The sequence below is a fragment of the Pseudomonas sp. GW821-FHT02H09 genome, assembly GCF_059421425.1.
This window is the reverse complement of record NZ_JBWKVA010000029.1, coordinates 1-19227: the sequence shown is the minus strand read 5'-3', so window position 1 is coordinate 19227 and position 19227 is coordinate 1. Positions and strand designations below refer to the sequence as shown.

Here is a 19227-nt window from a genome sequence, read left to right as displayed (position 1 = left end):
CCGGTGCAAGACCGCTGCAAGAGCGAAACCGCCAGCAGCCATTACCGCAGGAACGGATATGTACCCGGTCAAAATCAGTGGTGAATCTGCCGCCGCCATCGCGGGCAAGCCTCGCTCCTACAGGGCCGGTGCAAGACCGCTGTAAGAGCGAAACCGCCAGCAGCCATTACCGCAGGAACGGATATGTACCCGGTCAAAATCAATGGTGAATCTGACGCCGCCATCGCGGGCAAGCCTCGCTCCTACAGGGCCGGTGCAAGACCGCTGCAAGAGCGAAACCGCCAGCAGCCATTACCGCAGGAACGGATATGTACCCGGTCAAAATCAACAGTGAACGCACCGCCGCCATCGCGGGCAAGCCTCGCTCCTACAGGGACCGTGCAACACCGCCAATTGGCCGTTACCGCAGAAACGGATAAGCCCCTGATTGCGGCATTGGCACAATGCGGCCATAGCAAAGCGACCTGTTCTCAACGCCTGGGGCAGCGCGATGGAACAGGTCACGACCTTGTTATCAGGTGACTACCCGATAGCAGGGGACATAGGCCGCGCCGCCTGGCAACTTCATGCGGTGCTGCTCGACGAATGCTTTGAGCAAGTGGTGCAGAGGCTGCGTGACGGCCGCATCCCCATGGATTTCGTAGGGGCCATGCTTTTCGATCAGGCGGATGCCCTTGTCCTTCACGTTGCCGGCAACGATACCGGAAAAGGCACGCCGCAGATTAACCGCCAGCTCGTGAGGAGGCAGGTCGCAGTTGAGCTGCAGGCTGGCCATGTTGGCGTGGGTGGGATCGAACGGGCGCTGAAAGCCTTCCTCGATCTTTAGCAGCCAATTGAAATGGAAGGCGTCATTGCGCTCTCGGCGGAACAGCTTGACCGCCTTGAGCCCTTCGGTCATTTGCCTTGCCACTTCAGCGGGATCGTCGATGATGACCTGGTAGTGGCGCTGTGCGGCTTCCCCCAGCGTAGCGCCGACGAAAGCGTGCAGCTGCTGCAGGTAGGGCGCCGCACTCTTTGGCCCGGTCAGGATGACGGGGAACGGCAGATCCTGGTTGTCCGGGTGCATCAGGATACCGAGCAGGTAGAGGAACTCCTCGGCCGTGCCAGCGCCACCGGGGAAAATGATGATGCCGTGGCCGACGCGTACAAAGGCCTCAAGGCGCTTCTCTATGTCCGGGAGGATCACCAGTTCGTTGACGATCGGGTTAGGCGCTTCGGCAGCGATGATTCCAGGTTCCGTCAGGCCCAGGTAACGGCCGCCGATCATCCGCTGCTTGGCGTGGGCGATAGTGGCGCCCTTCATCGGCCCTTTCATCACGCCAGGCCCGCAACCGGTGCAGACATCCAGGCGGCGCAAGCCGAGTTCGTGCCCGACCTTCTTGGTGTACTTGTACTCCTCGGTGTTGATCGAATGGCCGCCCCAACACACCACTATTTTCGGTTCCACCCCGGGGCGCAGGGTGCGCGCGTTGCGCAGCAGGTGGAAGACGTAATCGGTGATCCCCTGGGAGCTGCTCAGGTCGATGTGTGGACTGTCCAGCTCGTTCTGGGTATAGACGATGTCGCGCAGGGCGCTGAACAGCATCTCGCGGGTGCTGGCGATCATCTCGCCGTCGACGAAGGCGTCTGCTGGCGCATTGAGCAGTTCCAGGCGAACGCCACGATCCTGCTGGTGGATGCGAACCTCGAAGTCCTGGTAGGCCTCAAGAATGGTCTTGGCGTTGTCAATTTGGGCGCCAGTGTTGAGGATGGCCAAGGCGCACTGGCGGAACAGCGTGTAGAGGCTGCCTGAACCGGCTTCGCTGAGTTGCTGCACTTCACGTTGGGACAGCGTTTCCAGGCTGCCCTTGGGGCTTATCGATGCGTTAATTACTTGTCTTTGGCCCATTCTAGGTTCCCTGTGAGCGATACCAACGAGCCAGAGCGGCTCGGTTGCATCAAAATGGTGAGCACCGAACGCAGTCACGCGCAGCGGGTATTTTTTCAGGCGCCCGGGCGGGAAAGCAACACTGCGGTGAGATCCCCCCCGGGGGCGAACGTTTCAACCAGGACGCAGGATGCGGCAGCTGAAGATCAATGAACAGTGCCCTCATCTTATTCCGGCGTTTTATGGATTGGCGCGACAGCGGTACACATGGGCCTCCTCGGCAAGTCGGGCATGCCGACCATTTTGTTCGTGAGGCGCTATTAATCGCCGGCGTCGTTCATGCAGTGTAGAGCGTGACGCCCAGTTTTTTGTATGGCGAGAGCACGGCGCGAGGGGTGGAGCCCAGCGCTACGATTGCGCTGATTTCTGCCAACTCGACAATTTTGTAGGGAGAAGCGGTTGCCAGTTTTTCCGAAGAGGCCAGGACTATCGTCTCGGCCGCAGCGTGGCACAGTGCTCGTTTTACGCCGGCTTCCTCGAAGTCACCGGTCGACAGACCTGCGCTCGGGTGCACGCTACACACACCCATGAAATACAGATCCGCGCGCACCCTGCTTATCGCCTCAAGGGTGGCCGTGCCCACACCAACCAGCGAATGCCTGAACAGACGCCCGCCCAGCATGATGACTTCAATGCCGGGATGGGCGGCCAGTTCTATGGCGATCGACGGGCTGTGTGTGATGACCGTCGCCTTCAAGGAGGGCGCAAGATGGCGCACCAGCTGTGTGGACGTGGTGCCGCCATCGATGAAGACCACCTGGCCTGTCTGCACCAACTGAGCGGCGGCGCGCCCGATCGCCATTTTTTCCAACGGTGCAATCTGCTCGCGCGCCGCAACATCGCCCATCGCTGGCGACGCCGGCAGAGCTCCGCCATGCACCCGGAGCAGGAGGCCGTCCCTGGCCATCTGGCGCAGGTCGCGCCGGATGGTGTCCTCGGAAACCGCCAACTCCTTGCAAAGAGCCTTGGCGACGAGCTGGCCATCGCGGCGCAGTAAGTCCATCAGATATTGCTTGCGTTTGCTGGTCAGCATGGAGGACTCTTTTGCACGAATTTTCTTGACTGTGCGCGATTTTGCACGAGAAGCTCAATAACACAAGCCTGAAAAAGGATATGCAATGGAACCCGGACCCGTACGCATCACCGCGCAGGAAACCCTGTCTGATAATTGGTATCTGCTAAAGAAATTCAGCTTTGACCTGCGTCGACGCGATGGTACATGGCAGGCGCAGACGCGCGAGGTCTACGACCGCGGCAACGGGGCCACCATCCTTCTCTACAATCGTGCGCGTCGCACGGTGTTGCTCACACGCCAGTTCCGCATGCCCGCGTTCGTCAATGGCCATAGCGGCTTTCTCATCGAGTCCGCAGCCGGCCTGCTGGACAATGCCAGTCCCGAGCAGCGTGTTCGTAAAGAAGCCGAGGAGGAAACCGGCTACCGCGTCGAGTCGGTCGAGAAGATTTATGAGGCGTTCATGAGTCCAGGCTCGGTCACCGAGTGCATCCATTTCTTTATCGGGGAATATGAGCCAGGTGATCGCATCAGCGAGGGAGGTGGCCTGATCGAAGAGGGTGAAGACATCGAGGTGATGGAGCTCGGCTTCGAACAGGCCATCGCGATGGTCAGCAGCGGCGAGATTGTCGATGGCAAGACCATTATGCTGTTGCAGTATCTGGAGCTTCGGCTGATGACGCCGCGCAGCCTCATGATCCTGGTGGCTGGTCCTTACCGTTCGGGTACCGCAGACGACCCGGCGCTGCTCGCCCGGAACGTGGCAGCCATGGAAAGCTGCGCCTCTGCTTTGCTTGAGGCGGGCCATTTCCCCGTACTCGGTGAATGGGTCGCGCTACCTATGGTACGCCTGTCAGGTTCGACAAAAGTCGGTGACGCGGTCTACGACGCGCTGTTTCATGCACACGCGCAACGCCTTCTTGAGCGCTGCGACGCAGTGCTGCGAATCGGTGGCCCATCTGATGGCGCCGACGCAATGGTCTCCATTGGAGAGCGGCTTGGCCTGCAAATCTACCGTTCACTCGCTGAGGTTCCGGCTTTCGCACCCACCATTTGCCAGGATTGATTTCAAACAAGCCCTTAAGGACCGCGGCCTGGTTTTGCGGCGCGCTTGACCGGGGTCGAGGCTTTGCGTTTGGTGGGCTTGCGCTTGTTTTTCCAGGGAGCGCCGCCACGACCGGCCGGGCTCGCCGGTCCGCTGATGGTCAGGCGCAGGCCGACGCAACGGCCTACCTGTTTACTCATCCAGGCGGCCTGCTTGGCAACGAACTCTTCAAGGCTCATTTCGCCGCTCTGCACCATATCCAGCGCTTGTTCCCAAATGGCTGTGGTGCCGGGATCGGCGATGGCTCGGGGAACCGCATCGATCAGGCTAAAGGCCGCCGGGGTGGCAGCCAATGCCTTGCCGTGTTTGATCAGATAGCCGCGATCCAGTAATCCCTGGATGATTCCGGCGCGCGTTGCCTCGGTGCCGATTCCGGTGGTGTCCTTGAGTTTCTGCTTGAGCAGGGGATCCTCCACCAGTCTGGCGACGTTTTTCATCGCCTTGATCAGATCGCCCTCGGTAAAGGGTTTGGGCGGTTGGGTCCAAAGGTCTTTCAACGTCACGTTGGCAACTGCGCAATCGCGGCCTTCGGCCAGCGCCGGCAGTGTTTGCGGGGCCGGCGCTTCGCGCCCTTTGGCGGGCGCGAGGGCTTCGGGAAGTGCACGCTTCCAGCCAGGTTCGACAATCAGCTTGCCCACGGCACGCAAGGCCTGCCCGGCGCAGTCGAAATCGGCCTGGGTTCTATCGTATTCGTGATTGGGCAGAAACTGCGCCAGATAACGCGCTCGAATCAAGGTGTAGACGGCGCGTTGTTTGCCCACCAGGCGGTCGAGGTCCTTGGCTGCGCCAGTCGGAATAATACCGTGGTGGGCACTGACCTTCGCGTCGTTCCAGGCGCGCGAGCGGCGCTGCGGTTCGATGTACTTGAACAGCTCGCCAAGCCCTGGATCGGCACGTTCAAGGGCCGCCAGAATGGTCGGTGCTTCGCTGTGCTGACTAAGCGGCAGGTAACCGCAATCGCTGCGTGGGTAGGTGATGACTTTATGGGTTTCGTACAGCGCCTGAGCGATATCCAGGGTCTCTTGAGCACCCAGCCCCAACTTCTTTGAACACACTTCTTGCAGCGTGCCCAGGTCGAAGGGCAATGGTGCTGCTTCGCGCACGCGCTCGGTACGCAGCTTGATCACCCGGGCGCTGGTGGCATTGCGCATGGCCGTTGCAGCTTCCTGGGCCAGTGCCTGGTTCAAGCAACGATCGTGCTCGTCGCAAACGTCTTGCGCTGCGCGCCAATGGGCGGTGAAAGAGGTGCCGTCCTGTAACAGCTGCACCTCGATGGCCCAATACGGGACCGGTACGAAGTCGGCAATGCTGCGGTCGCGATCGACCACCAGCCGTAGCGTCGGCGTTTGTACGCGGCCCACAGGAAGGACACCCTGATAGCCGGACTGGCGACCAAGCAGGGTGAACAGCCGGCTCATGTTCATACCGATCAACCAGTCGGCACGCGAGCGTCCCAGCGCCGAATGGTAGAGGCTGAAGGTCTCGGCTCCGGGCTTGAGCACTGCCAATGCCTTGCGGATCGACGCGTCGTCCAGGGCCGACAGCCAAAGCCGTTGAATCGGTCCACGATAGCGACAGTGCTCGACCAACTCGCGGGCAATCATCTCGCCCTCACGGTCGGCATCGGTGGCGATGACCAACTCATGGGCCTCACCGAGCAAGCGTTTGACCGCTTTGAACTGGCTGGCAGTCTTGGGCTTTACCAGCATCTTCCACTTCTCGGGGACGATTGGCAGATCGGCCAGCACCCAGCGCTTGTAGCGGGGGTCGTAGGCATCCGGCGGTGCGGTTTCCAGCAGGTGGCCGATGCACCAGGTCACTGTGACATTCGGCCCCAGCCAGCAGCCGTCGCCACGGCGGTTGGCACCGAGCACCGCGGCGATATCTTTGGCCTGGGATGGCTTTTCACACAGGAACAACCGCATAACCACCATCATTTCGTACGGGTCTGGAAGGTGCACAGAATGCGCAGTACCGCGCATTTGGGCAACCTTTATCTGTATGGATATACAGATAAAGGTTGCCGTTGATTGCTTCGTCAGCGGTGAAAGGCGCATTTGTGGTCAAAAGGGGCAGGGGCGCCGGTAATGGCGGTGGATCGGGCGCCAATGAAGTGGGCAACGGGCCAAGTAGCGACCATACTCAAAAAAACTGTTAGGGATAGAGGTGTCAGCGGCAAGCATTACGGACGTATACGCAATGCTGACAAAGGTCGTATACGCGGTGTTCGTCAATTTGTTGTCCAGGACAGTGTCGATTAATAGCTTTAAAAAATCAGCCGGATTTTTGACGATCTGCTCTGTTCTGAAGTTCTGCTGGCCCCAGCTATCTGTCTGACTCTCAGAGAAATACGTCATGCCGACTTCAAATCCGCGGATTGCTGTGCTGGGCAACATTGTTGCGAACGTTGGCCACCCGGAACTGGATCGCTTTACCGATCTGAGCAGCCTGCTGGCTGTTCCCGCGTTTGATGTGTTGTTGCTTGACTTGCCAGGTACACCTGCCGGGCAAATGCTTCGCAAGCTGCGCACGGAACCTTCTTACCGGTTCAAGCTGATTTACTGTTGTCGCGATCTGGACGGTTGGTGTGAAGCGCTGGGCGATGGCGCACCTCCTGTTGAGCTCAAGGAGATAACGCCGCTCTGGCGATTGTGGAAAGCACGGTTCAGCCTTTTTAATCGTGGAGCCCCACCTGACAGATTTGAGAGCAGGGTGCTTTCATGGTTGTGGCTACGATCCAGCGTAGAAGTGCATGCCCTGCGCGATCCAGAGGTCCCCCAGCATTACCGCTATCCATTGCTGGAGGTTTTGGCCGAGGATGAGCAGGTCAATACCTTTGTCTGGCTTAAATTGATGGCCCAGCAGGGCTGGTTGGAAGAGGGCGTACTGGTCGATCGAATCCGACTGTGTTCAGATTGCGGTTCGGGCCGTTTGAACTACGTTGATGTGTGCCCGGAATGCCAGGCCCTGGACATTTCACGCCAGCCTTCGCTGCACTGCTTTACCTGTGGTCATGTTGGCGCCCAGGAGAGTTTTCTTAAAGATGGAATGTTGCTTTGCCCCAACTGCCTGAACCGGTTGCGGCATATCGGCAGCGACTATGACCGACCACTGGAGAACTACCGCTGCCGGTCGTGTCAGGCATTTTTCGTCGACGCCGATGTTCAGGCTCGATGCCTGGACTGTGGCCTGGCGCATGCGACTGACAAGCTGCGGGTGCGCGAAATCAGAGACTTCCGACTGGCTGAATCAGGACGTTTGCGCTGCCGCCAGGGTTTTAACACCGAGCCGGGCGGGGTCGATCACTTCGGCCGACTCAACTTGCTGGGAGGCAAGGATTTTTTCGACCTGCTCACTTGGCAGATCCAGATCGTACGCCGCTATCAACTGCCGCCTTTTTCACTGATTGGTCTGCGCTTCGTCAACTTGACCGAGACCATGCTTCGCCTTGGCGAGCACCGCGGGCATGCCTTCGTCGACAGTCTGGTCGATCGCTTGCAGGAAACGGTCAGGGAAACGGACCGTTGTTCACGAAGCACAGAGGAGTTCCTTTGGCTCATGCTCCCGCATACAGGTCCCGAGGGGCTGCTCAGCGTTGTACGGCGTCTGGGGCAGGTCGCCGAACTGTTCTCGGCACCTGAGGTCAGTGACATCTCTCTTCGTGTCGTCAGCTTCACCGCGCCGCAGGATTTGCTTGACCAGGAGGACGGCGAATTGTTGCTGGCCCGTTTAGCCAGCGAACTGACTTGAGGCTGTCATGAGCCCATTGCTCGAACAACTCTATAACGTGCTCAACTCGCTGGCGAGCCAGGATGGCTTGAGTCGATTGTTTTACATGCTCTTTCCGTTATTCCTGCTTTTTGAGCTGCCGCTCAATGTCATGGTGTTGCTGGGCGTCTTGCGCTGGTTCGTGCGCAGGCGAACCAGCATCCCGCAAATCAGTCTTTATCGACCCAAAGTGTCTTGCATCATCACCTGCTACAGCGAAGGAATGGATGTGCAAAAGACGTTGCTAAGCCTGTGCGAACAGATCTACCCCGGACACATCGAGATGATTCCGGTGGTGGACGGCGCTACGCTGAATCAGACGACGCTGAATGCCGTTCGAGGCTTTCTGGTCGATCCGGGTTTGTATCCACGCCGACATCTGCGTCCGATTGCCAAATGGCAACGTGGTGGCCGAGTGTCGTCGTTGAATGCCGGTCTGGCGCATGCCAGCGGTGAGATCGTGATGGCCCTGGATGGTGACACGTCTTTTGACAACAACATGGTCAGCGCCATCGTGCGTCATTTTGTGGATCCGACGGTGCCGGCAGTGGCCGGTAGCTTGCGGGTCCGTAATGTCTGGAGTTCCGTGACCACTGCGATACAGGCGCTGGAGTACCTGCTATCGATCCATATGTCGAAGATCGGACTGGCCGAGTGGAATCTGGTGAATAACGTCTCCGGCGCCTTTGGCGCGTTCCGCCGTAGTTTTCTGGTGAAAATTGGTGGCTGGAATACCCACACGGCAGAAGACCTTGATTTGACTCTGCGCATAAAAAGTTACTTCGGGCGCCACAATTTACGGATTCCATTCGAACCGCAAGCCATCGGCCATACCGATGCTCCGGTGACCTTCAAGCAGTTTCTCATGCAGCGGTTGCGCTGGGACGGTGACCTGTTTTTCCTCTACGTACGCAAGCATAGCCACAGCATCAACCCGAGCCTGCTGGGCTGGTCGAATTTCTTGATGATCCTCGTCAGCGGATTCTTTTTTCAGTTGGTGCTGCCCTTCATCATTTTTGGCTACACCTTGCTGGCGTTATTCATCCTGCCAGGGTCGACCTTGTTGATACTGTTTTTGATGATCTATCTGCTTTATCTGATGATCACTGTGATGATGTTCGGGGCTATGTTGCTGATGGTTTCCGATCGACCACGACAGGACCTGCGCCTGGTTTTTCTGGTGCCGATTTTCCCGCTGTTCATGTTGATCATGCGTTGCTGGAGTGCTGTAGCCATGCTCAACGAGGTTTTCCGTCGTGGCCATGAGGAAAGCAGCATGGCGCCATGGTGGGTCCTGAAAAAGGCCACGAGGTTTTGACATGCGATCGGTGCTTCTGGCTCTAACTCTATCGCTGTCATCCACTACATTGCTGGCTCAGCCGCTGACACTTCAAGAGTTGTTCGACAAGCAATCCTCCGATCCTCTGTTTCGTGCAGGTCAGGCCGACCTTCGAGCCCTCGAGGCAGAAGCGAAGCTTCATGAAGACCGGGCTGGATGGCAAGTGTTCGCTGGCGCCGGTGCCGGGCGCTTCCGAGAGTTGGTCACCCAAGACATTCGCAATGATTATTACGGTCACAATTTTGATCTTGGTATACGTCATCCTCTGTTGGGCAGCCTCAAGCGCCAACTGGATCTTCTGCAAACCAATCAGTACGAGCGCCAACGACAGCAGTTGCGCCTGGCTTTACAGAGGGCAAGCCAGCGCCTGGCACTACGCAGTGCGTACGCTGATTGGTGGCGCGCGCAACAGGAAGTCTCTTTTTGCGGTGCGCTCCTGCCTGTTGCCCGCAAGGCCGATCAGGTGATTCGCCTGCGTTTGCAAAAAGGCTGGTTGCGCACTTCCGAAGCTCAGTTGCAGCTGGATGAGTGGAAGGGGCTTTCAACGCGTTGCGAGGCGCTCACCCAAATAGAAGCCGACGTCCGCGAAGATCTGGCCAGCATCAATATGAGTGAGTTACCCATAGGGGCTCAGGCGGTTGCCGAGCCTCTGGCGCAACAACCGCAACCACTGGTTCAATGGCAGACTCTGTTGAATCAGCATCCACGGGTGACAGAAAAGCAAAACCTGCGCGATCAGGCCGACAGAGAGCGCGATAATCCCTGGTATTCAGCCATTGACTCCGACGTCATCCTGACCGGCACCCGGGAATACCGCAGCGGTACAGATAAAGCGGGTAGCGGCCTGGTGGCCAGCCTCGTGTTCTCTGTGCCTTTCGACCTGGTCGGCAATACTCGTGCTCGACAGCAAGTCGCCGAAGCACACTACGAAGCGGCAGCCGACCGTGTAGCAGCCGAACAACGTTCTTTGGGGCTGGAGCTGAGCAGGGCATTGCGCGCGCAAAACACGGCGCAAGCGACGATCAAACAGCGTAGCCAACAATGGCGTCATGCGGCGTTGGCACGCGATGAGGAAAAGGCTCGAGGCAACCTTGGCGGGGACAGCAACCTGCTAGCCCAGCTGGCCACCGAGCGGGCTTATTTTCAATCGGGTTTTGACTTGATCGCGGCGTGGCATGCCGCCTGGTTGCGCCAGGCCGACTTGAATCTGTTCACTGAAGATGCTCCGCAATTTGCTGCACTGCTGGGTGGCGAGCGTCAGGAATGGTCACCTTTGATCAAGCCGCAAGCCTCTTCGATAATTTCCGCCTCAACTCCAGCGGCACCGCGCAGCAATGTACCGCTCGAGCCGGCAAAATGGCTCCAGGCCAGTTATGTCTGGAACAGCGAAGCCTTGTTGGACCCCAGGCGTCGTCCGGCGGAACTGCAAGCATTGCGAAAGGCCGGTATGGAGAAAATCTACCTCGGACTCAACGCCGTCCAGGTGAGCAACCTGTCCGCGACCCGCCAGGCGCTTGAGCAATTGCTTCAAGACGCCGCGCGCAGCGGTCTGCAAGTGAGCCTGTTGCTCGGCGACCCCGGCTGGATCGAACCGCAGCAGCGCGGGCAACTGACCGATTTGCTCATCAAACTTCAGGGGTTGTCGTTTTCCAGTCTTCATCTGGATCTTGAAGTTGAACAACTCGGTTGGCCGGTACCCGATCAACGTTTGCAAGACTGGCTCGACACGTTGCGGGCGGTGTCAGCAGTCAGCCGTTGGCCGGTGGAAATATCCAGCCACCATCGCTGGTTCGTTGCGGCCACGGCCGGACATCCTTGCGTGCCTTGTGCACTTCCGGCAATCGGCGTGCGTCAGGTCAGCCTGATGATTTACATCCGTAACCCGCAGCGCAGTGCGCAACTGGCCGGGCAGATCGCAAAGCGTTGGCCCGATCTGCAATTTCGCCTGGCCCAGAGCGCAGAGCCGCAGTTGCCTTCCACCGAAAGCTGGGCGGGAGTATCCGCTGAACAATTGCAACGCCAGGTCGCTGTGTGGCGCGAGCAATTGCAACCTCAGGGTATTGCCGGCATTGATTGGCAAGCCTGGCGAGACTTCCCAAAACGGTGAGCCGCTCATGAAGATTCGTTTCGACAGTCACAAAGAGCACAATCCCACACAGGAGCAGGGTCTGAATGTGCTCTACGCCCCGGGCAAACGCATGGCATTTCGCCTGCGCTGGTACCTGATCCTGTTCCTGGTCGCCAGCCCGTTACTCTGGCTGGTCGCAAAGTTGCTGTACGGCGTGCTGCTGATTGATGCGCCGGCACAGTTACGCCTGCCTATTCAGGAAGTGCGTGCACGAGATGCCGGTCGGGTCGAGCAACTCTTCGTCACGACTGGTGAGCAGGTGCGTGCTGGCCAACTATTGGTCACCCTCGATAACCCGGAATGGCGCGCCCGTTTATTGCAACTTGCAGCGATGCCCGCTGAGATCCCGCGCCTCAGCGATTCCGATTTGGGCGTAAGAGAGCGTGAATTGCTCAGCGCCAGGGCAGGTCGTGCAGAACAACGAGTCCGGCAGTTGGAGGGGCTCGTGCAACAAGGTGCTGCCACCCGAGGGGAAGTGCTGGCCGCGCAAAGCGAACTTGATGGATTTCGATCGGATTTGCTGGCTTTCGAGCGTCGTGAGCAGATAGCTCGTCAGTCACCTCAAGGAGTCGATCGAGAGATCATCCAGCAAAACGCTGAGCAGCAATGGCTGAAGACGCGTTTGGCAGCGTTGTCAGTGACGGCGTCGCAGGGCGGTCGAATAGCCGAGGTGCTTGTTACGCCGGGCGAAAACGTCGGCCCGGGCACTCTGCTGATGCGTTTGGAGCAGCAGGAGGATCCGTTGTTGTGGATTTATCTGGAGCCTATGAACATCAACTACGCTGCCGTAGGTCAATCACTGCGAGTGCGCATGCCGGATGGCGAATGGCTGGCTGCTCACGTTGTGCAGGCTGTCGACAGCGCCGGTCGCACGCCAACAGTTCTGCGTGGACCGTTTGCCGCAAGCGAAATGGGATTGCAGGTCGTGGCCAGATTTGATCAACCACTACCGGCGCGCTGGAGAATCGATCAACTGCCGTTGAATGTTCGCTTCCCCACCGATTGGCTGCGAATACTGGGGATCAACAAATGAACCACCTCCAACAGGATGATTGCTCAACCATTCAGGCGTTCAGATCCTTGTCCTGGCGGCCGGCGCCTGAATTTCTGTTTATCCGGTTTTTATAAGGGGGGCTGTGATGCTTCATATAAGAACACCGTTGGTCTTGCATCCCGGGCTATCGACGCCAGAGCGGCGTATCTGGCTCAAGCTGGAGAACCTGCAGCCGAGCGGGTCGTTCAAGTTGCGCGGCATGGGCCTGCTCTGCACGTTCGCAGCCGGGCAGGGCAAGAAGACAGTCGTCTGTCCTTCCGGAGGCAATGCTGGATTGGCTACGGCGGTGGCGGCGACCGCGCTGGGTCTGAAGGCGCGCATCGTCGTGCCGCAAACCACCCCAGAAATCACCCGCGCACGCATTGCCAAAACGGGTGCAGAGGTGATTGTGCACGGCAAGGTGTGGGACGAAGCCAATGAGCGGGCGCTTGAACTCGCGCAAGATGCGGATACCGAGTACGTACCTGCTTTCGACCATCCGACGTTGTGGGAGGGGCACAGCACGATGGTGGATGAAATTCTGGAGGATTGCCCTCAGGTCGACACGATTGTGACCTCGGTCGGGGGCGGTGGCTTGCTGGCTGGTGTGCTCACGGGGCTGGAGCGTCATGCAAGGATGGACTGCCGGATCATCGCCTGTGAAACCCTTGGCGCCGCTTCGTTCGCGGCAGCCCTCAAGGCCGGACATCCCGTCAAGCTTCCCGAGATCAAGACCGTTGCCAGTTCACTGGGTGCTTCGCAAGTTGCGCTGTGGCCGGTTGAGCATATCCGGAACTTTCAGCACGAGAGTGTGGTGTTGTCGGATGCCGAGGCAATCATGGGCGTCGTTCGGTATGCCGATGATATGCGTCAGTTGGTGGAGCCCGCTTGCGGCGTTTCTCTTGCCGTCGCGTATCTGGATCATCCGGCAATTGCCGATGCCCATGATGTGGTGATCGTTGTCTGTGGTGGCGTCAGCATCAGTGCACAGATTGTTGCTGGATGGGAAAAGTCTTGAAGCATTGGTGTCGCTGGCAAGCCTGAGGTTCAAGTTACCAGTGACACCGCAGCCGAACTCAGCAGTATTTGTCTACCCGACAAATCCCGGACTGATTTTGCATCTGCTTCCATTCATGGCTCAGGGTTTGAAGGACGCGGCCCATGAAGTCTTTGTCAGCTGCCGCTTTCTTTCCGACATACCCTTGGCCCCGGCGATACATTCTGAGCCTGGCACACATGCTGTGATGAGCCTGCTCGAATTCACTTTCGTGCGAGTGGGGCGCGAGGCAATCGATACGGACTTCGCCAGACTTGCATATCCACAATACGTGGCTGTCGTGGCTGTCCTTGTGCGATGCGAACAGTCGAGCCAGTTCATCAATAGTTGGTTGATTGTTCAAATTCATGTGTAAGCCCCTTGACCACTGTTTAGTTGGTTAGCTGAAACATGTAGCCGAATCAGCCAATCGTTTCCTGAAGCACAATCGGGACGACACAGGCGTCCGTCAGGTGCAGAACGGGCCCTGAGTTTGATGTATGTAGCATTGATGAAAAGCGACTACGCAGCTGGGGCTCAACGAGGAGAAACAGTGCAAACCAGGATGCCGATGCTGATAAAAAAGCGCTCAGCCACAAGCATCATGAGGACGTTTCGCCAGCGCTTCTCGTCTTTGTACCGGACGGTCCAGCCAGTTCGCTTCATCAATCTGCCTTGTGGGCAGTACACATCAGGGGAACAGCTCGGCGGTCTGTCGAGCGTATTCAGAATACTCAAGCCAACTCTCCCGATCGGGGAGACGAGATGGATAATGCAAGCGGGCAATGGAGCCGTCAATAGATTTGTAGTGAATATTTTTTAACACTACATAAATCTCGCCTGTGAGCAGATCCGCCCGCCAAGCCGCCCACTAGAGGGATCCGGGAGCTGGATCAATCCGGACTTTGTCCGGGCCAAGAGCCGGCACCTCGCGCCACGGGGGCCAACAGGATCCGCCCACCACCAGCAACATGGCGAGCGGGCGGACCTTCAACCCTCAGTTCTTATCGATGTTCACGTTTTTGGTCTCGCGCAGACAAATCATGCCCACGATCAGACTCACGCCAGTGATCACTACGGGGTACCACAGCCCGTAGAAGATATCGCCGGTGTACACCACCAACGCAAAGGACACGGTTGGCAGGAAACCACCGAACCAGCCGTTGCCGATGTGGTAGGGCAGGGACATGGAGGTGTAGCGGATACGGGTCGGGAACAGCTCGACCATCAGCGCCGCCAGCGGGCCGTAGCACATGGCAGAGATCAGGATCAGCGCGACGATCAATGCGACGATCATCGGTTTGTTGATCTGCTGGGTGTCCGCCTGTTGCGGATAGCCAGCCAACGTCACTGCGCCACGCAGCGCTGCTTCGTTGTAACCGTCGATGCGCACCTCACCGATGCTCACTTGCACTTCGCTGCCGGTAGGCGCTGCTGCGCTGCTATACGGCAAGCCCTGTTTGACCAGGAAGGTCTTGACCTTGTCGCACGGGCTGTCGAAACGCGCCTTGCCCACCGGGTCGAACTGGAAGGTGCAGGTGGCCGGGTCGGCCAGCACGGTGATCGGCGCCTGTTGGCTGGCCTGGTCGATTGCCGGATTGGCATAGTGGGCCAGGGTTTTGAAGATTGGAAAGTACAGCAGCGTCGCCAGCAACAGGCCGAGCATCAGGATCGGTTTACGTCCGACCTTGTCCGACAGCCAGCCAAAGAAGATGAAGAACGGTGCGCCAATCACCACGCTGACGATCAGCAGACCGTTGGCCAGGGCCGGGTCCATTTTCAGGAACTGAGTGAGGAAGAACAGCACATAAAACTGCGCGGCATAGAAGGTCACCGCTTGCCCTGCGTTGATGCTGAACAGCGCGATCAGCACCACTTTGAGATTTTCCCATTTGCCGAAGGACTCGCGGATCGGCGCCTTGCAGACCTTGCCTTCCTCCTTCATTTTCACGAAGGCCGGAGACTCGTGCAGGCTCAGGCGAATCCAGGTGGAAATCCCCAGCAGCACGATTGACAGCAGGAACGGCAGACGCCAGCCCCAGACTTCAAATTGATCGCCGGTGAAGTAACGGCAACCGAGTACCACCAGCAGCGACAGCAGCAAGCCAAGGGTGGCGGTGGATTGAATCCAGCTGGTATGGAAACCGCGTTTACCGAGCGGAGCGTGCTCCGCGACATAGGTGGCGGCGCCACCGTATTCACCGCCCAAGGCCAGGCCCTGAAGCATGCGCAGCATCACCAGGATGATTGGTGCGGCGATGCCGATGCTCGAATAGGTCGGCAGCAGGCCGACGCAAAAGGTCGCCAGGCCCATAAGGATGATGGTTGCGAGGAAGGTGTATTTGCGTCCGATCATGTCGCCCAGACGGCCGAACACCAGCGCGCCGAACGGCCGCACGATAAATCCGGCGGCGAACGCCATCAGGGCAAAGATAAACGCGGTGGTGTCGTTGACCCCGGCGAAAAACTGCTTGCTGATCACCGCCGCAAGGGCGCCATAGAGGAAAAAGTCATACCACTCGAACACCGTCCCCAGGGACGAGGCGAAGATGACTTTCTGGGTGTCCTTGCTGGTGCTCGCGCTAAGCGTCGTGTCCAGGGTCTGAGCATGTTCTGACATATCGTTTTCCCTCACAGTGATTGTTTTTGTTGTTCCACTGTCGCCGCCATGTTTGGCGCGATGTCGGTGTAGCGCGGTCCTTGTAGGAGCCGAGCTTGCTCGCGATGGACGTTAACGATAACGCGTGTTTTCTGAGTAAACGCGTCGCCCTTGAGACCATCGCGAGCAAGCTCGGCTCCTACAGGTTACAAGTGCGGTTCGGTGACCAGTTCTGTTTCCGGGGCGAGGCTCCTTGAGTTGGGGGCGAGTATCAGCTGGGCGGCTTTCTCGGCGATCATCAGGGTCGGTGAACAGGTATTGCCCGAGGTGATACGCGGCATGATCGAGGCGTCGGCGATGCGCAGCCCGGGAATGCCGTGGACCCGCAACTGTGCGTCGACCACGGCGTCTGGGTCGTTGCCCATGCGGCAGGTGCCGACCGGATGGAAAATCGTCGTGCCGATCCGCGCCGCCGCTTCGTACAGTTGCTCGTCAGTCTGCAAGGCGTCGCCGGGCAGGTATTCGGTGGGGTTGAATGGTTGCAAGGCCGGCGCCGCGACGATGCGCCGGGTCAGGCGAATGGCGTCGGCGGCCACTCGCAGGTCTTCAGGATGGCTCAGGTAGTTGGGTTCAATGAGCGGCGCCTGCTGCGGATCGGCGGAGCGGATTTCTACTCGGCCACGGCTCTGCGGACGCAGGTCACAGACCGATGCGGTGAACGCCGGGAAGGTATGTAACGGCTCTCCGAAACGCTCCAGCGACAGCGGCTGCACATGGTATTGAAGGTTGGCCGACGTCTGTTCCGGCCCCGAACGGGCGAAAGCACCGAGTTGGCTCGGGGCCATGGACAGCGGGCCGCTGCGGTCATACAGATAACGCAGGCCCATGCCCATCTTGCCCCACACGCTGCCGGCGATCTGGTTCAGGGTACGGGCGTTTTGCAGCTTGTAGATCAACCGCAGCTGTAAGTGATCCTGCAGGTTGCCGCCCACGCCAGCCAGTTCATGGGCGACGCCAATACCCAAGCGCTGCAACATGCTGCCCGGGCCAATCCCGGAACGTTGCAGGATGCTCGGCGAGCCGACGGAGCCGGCGCAGAGGACGATTTCCCGCCGTGCTTTCCAGGTTTTCTGCTGCCCCTGCCAGCGGGCGCTGACAGCCGAAGCGCGGGCGTTTTTCAGGAGCACGCGGTCTACTTCGACATCCGTCAGCACGGTCAGGTTAGGTCGGTTGCGGATCGGTTTGAGAAAGGCCTTGGCGGCGTTCCAGCGTACCCCGGCCTTCTGGTTGACCTGGAAGTAACCGCAGCCTTCGTTGTCGCCACGGTTGAAGTCATCGATGCTGGCAATGCCACGTTGTTCGGCGGCCTCGCGGAAGGCATCGAGGATCGGCCACGACAGCCGCTGACGCTCGACCCGCCATTGCCCGGCAGCACTGTGGAATTCCGAGTCGCCGGCAAAATGGTTTTCGCTCTGTTTGAACAGTGGCAGTACATCTTTCCAGGCCCAGCCCGGATTGCCGTCGGCGGCCCAACCGTCGTAGTCACTGGCCTGGCCGCGCATGTAGATCATGCCGTTGATCGACGAAGAGCCGCCCAGTACCTTGCCGCGTGGGTAACTCAGGCTGCGACCTTGCAGGCCAGGTTGCGCTTGTGTCTTGTAGCACCAGTCGGTGCGCGGGTTGCCGATGCAGAACAGATAACCCACGGGGATATGAATCCATGGGTAGTTGTCGCGGCCGCCGGCTTCGAGCAGCAGCACACGGTGTTCCGGGTTGGCGGAAAGTCGATTGGCCAGTAAACAGCCGGCCGGCCCGGCGCCCACTACCACGTAGTCGTATTCATCAACGTCAGGCTGCATCCATGACCTCTGCTGTTGTTGTTCTTTGCCAGTTATCCTAGTTGTTAGCTTTCGTTGAAAGAATGTTAGTTTTTGCTCAGTAGCTGTGCGTTTTCAGACAGCTGCATTCTCTGGCACGTTCAAGGAAGACTCATGTTCGATTGGAATGACCTGCGGTTTTTTCTCGAGTTACAGCGTAGCGGCCGTTTGCTGACGGCGGCGCGGCGGCTGAAAACCACCCACGCCACTGTGGCCCGGCACATCGAGGCCATCGAGAAAAGCCTCGGCACCGCGCTGTTCGTCCAGCACGCCCAGGGCTACCAACTGACGCCGGCCGGTGAAGCGTTGCTCAAGCACGCTGAAGCCATGGAAAACGTCGCCTTGCTGGCCCAGGAAGAAATCACCCAGTCCAGTGCGCCGCTGGGCAAGATCCGCGTGGGAGTAACCGAAGGCCTGGGCATCATGTTCCTTGCCAGCCGCATGAATGGTTTGTTCGAACGCTATCCGGGATTGGAAGTGGAACTGGTGGCCGTGCCACGCTTCGTCAGCATCCTCAACCGCGAAGCGGAGATCAGCATCCACCTGGAGCGTCCGGCCGCCGACATGCTGGTCACCCGCAAACTGACCGACTACCGCCTGGCACTGTATGCCAGTCGCGCCTACCTGGACCGTTCGCCGCCGCTGCGTAGCCGCGAAGACCTGGCGCAGCACGCCTGGATCGGCTACGTCGATGATCTGTTGTTCAGCCAGGAACTGATGTTCCTCAACAGCTTCTGCCGCAGCCCGCAGGTGGTCTTCCACAGCACCAGCGTGATCGCCCAGCAACAGGCTGCACGCGCCGGCCTGGGGATTGCCGTGTTGCCGTGCTACATGGCCAGCAACGACCCGGAGCTGGTGCCGCTGCTGCCGGCCGAAAGTATCCAGCGCAGCTACTGGATCAGCACCCGGCGCGAATTGCACAAATCGGTGCGGCTACGGGTGTTGTGGGATTACGTGGTGCAGTTGTGCGATCGGGAGCAGGGGTTGTTGCTGGGCCCTACCTCTCAACCGTAGGAGCAAGGCTTGCCCGCGATATAGGCCTGATAACCGACCTGTCTCTCACAGATGTACACCAATCCATTGTGGGAGCCGAGCTTGCTCGCGAAGGCGGCCTGACAGCCGGCCTGTCTCTCACAGATGTACACCAATCCATTGTAGGAGCAGCCGGTCGACGCTCGATTGCTCGCGATGGCGACCTGACAGTCGACCTATCTCTCGCAGACGTATGCGAATCAAAACTGTGGGAGCAAGGCTTGCCCGCGATGGCGGCCTGACAGCCGGCCTGGCTCTCGCAGGTGTACATATCCATTCCTGCGGTAACGGCCACTTAGGGTTTCGCCCTTACGGCGCCTCACTTTTCCAGACGCCGAAAAGTAAGCAAAAGGCTTCGCCCCAAGCGTCCG

Annotated in this window: 13 protein-coding genes; 7 read left to right on the top strand and 6 right to left on the bottom strand. The window is 58.9% G+C overall.

Annotated features, from left to right (window positions below):
• Positions 1-514: 514 nt before the first annotated feature.
• Complete coding sequence (gene ppnN, locus AC07VR_RS28610) at positions 515-1888, bottom strand: nucleotide 5'-monophosphate nucleosidase PpnN (protein ID WP_495013260.1); 1374 nt, start codon at positions 1886-1888, stop codon at positions 515-517.
• 316 nt (positions 1889-2204) lie between these two features.
• Positions 2205-2960: a DeoR/GlpR family DNA-binding transcription regulator gene (locus AC07VR_RS28605; protein WP_495013259.1), complete on the bottom strand. Its 756-nt coding sequence runs from the start codon at positions 2958-2960 to the stop codon at positions 2205-2207.
• 85 nt (positions 2961-3045) lie between these two features.
• Between AC07VR_RS28605 and AC07VR_RS28600 the strand changes: the two genes are divergently transcribed.
• Positions 3046-4005 (top strand): NUDIX domain-containing protein, encoded by a 960-nt coding sequence (locus AC07VR_RS28600; RefSeq protein ID WP_495013258.1) that lies wholly within the window; start codon positions 3046-3048, stop codon positions 4003-4005.
• A 14-nt stretch (positions 4006-4019) separates the two neighbouring features.
• Here the strand turns inward: AC07VR_RS28600 and AC07VR_RS28595 are convergent, their stop codons facing one another.
• On the bottom strand, positions 4020-5969 hold the full coding sequence (locus tag AC07VR_RS28595) for a DNA topoisomerase III (protein ID WP_495013297.1): 1950 nt from the start codon (positions 5967-5969) through the stop codon (positions 4020-4022).
• Positions 5970-6399: 430 nt separating this feature from the next.
• On the opposite strand from AC07VR_RS28595, the gene AC07VR_RS28590 reads away from it, so the two are divergent.
• The 5 genes from AC07VR_RS28590 (at position 6400) to AC07VR_RS28570 (ending at position 13330) form a co-directional block, all read left to right on the top strand.
• Positions 6400-7794 carry a TackOD1 domain-containing metal-binding protein gene (locus AC07VR_RS28590; RefSeq protein WP_495013257.1) on the top strand — a complete coding sequence of 465 codons (1395 nt, stop codon included), beginning with the start codon at positions 6400-6402 and terminating at the stop codon, positions 7792-7794.
• Positions 7795-7801: 7 nt separating this feature from the next.
• A complete protein-coding gene (locus AC07VR_RS28585; RefSeq protein WP_494995222.1) occupies positions 7802-9130 on the top strand; it encodes a glycosyltransferase family 2 protein in 1329 nt (442 codons plus the stop codon).
• A 1-nt stretch (position 9131) separates the two neighbouring features.
• On the top strand, positions 9132-11258 hold the full coding sequence (locus tag AC07VR_RS28580; RefSeq protein ID WP_495013256.1) for a TolC family protein: 2127 nt from the start codon (positions 9132-9134) through the stop codon (positions 11256-11258).
• 7 nt (positions 11259-11265) lie between these two features.
• Complete coding sequence (locus AC07VR_RS28575; protein ID WP_495013255.1) at positions 11266-12312, top strand: HlyD family secretion protein; 1047 nt, start codon at positions 11266-11268, stop codon at positions 12310-12312.
• Positions 12313-12418: 106 nt separating this feature from the next.
• Positions 12419-13330 (top strand): pyridoxal-phosphate dependent enzyme, encoded by a 912-nt coding sequence (locus AC07VR_RS28570; RefSeq protein WP_495013254.1) that lies wholly within the window; start codon positions 12419-12421, stop codon positions 13328-13330.
• Between the two features lie 58 nt (positions 13331-13388).
• On the opposite strand, the gene AC07VR_RS28565 is transcribed toward AC07VR_RS28570, so the two are convergent.
• From AC07VR_RS28565 to AC07VR_RS28555, 3 genes are all read right to left on the bottom strand, one after another.
• Positions 13389-13718, bottom strand: coding sequence for a hypothetical protein (locus AC07VR_RS28565; protein ID WP_494995226.1), 330 nt, complete (start codon positions 13716-13718; stop codon positions 13389-13391).
• Between the two features lie 627 nt (positions 13719-14345).
• Positions 14346-15968 (bottom strand): MFS transporter, encoded by a 1623-nt coding sequence (locus AC07VR_RS28560; RefSeq protein ID WP_495013253.1) that lies wholly within the window; start codon positions 15966-15968, stop codon positions 14346-14348.
• A gap of 185 nt (positions 15969-16153) precedes the next feature.
• Positions 16154-17806, bottom strand: coding sequence for a GMC family oxidoreductase (locus AC07VR_RS28555; protein WP_495013252.1), 1653 nt, complete (start codon positions 17804-17806; stop codon positions 16154-16156).
• A 132-nt stretch (positions 17807-17938) separates the two neighbouring features.
• Here AC07VR_RS28555 and AC07VR_RS28550 point away from each other — a divergent pair, with 132 nt between their 5' ends.
• On the top strand, positions 17939-18838 hold the full coding sequence (locus AC07VR_RS28550; protein ID WP_494995229.1) for a LysR family transcriptional regulator: 900 nt from the start codon (positions 17939-17941) through the stop codon (positions 18836-18838).
• Positions 18839-19227 lie beyond the last annotated feature (389 nt).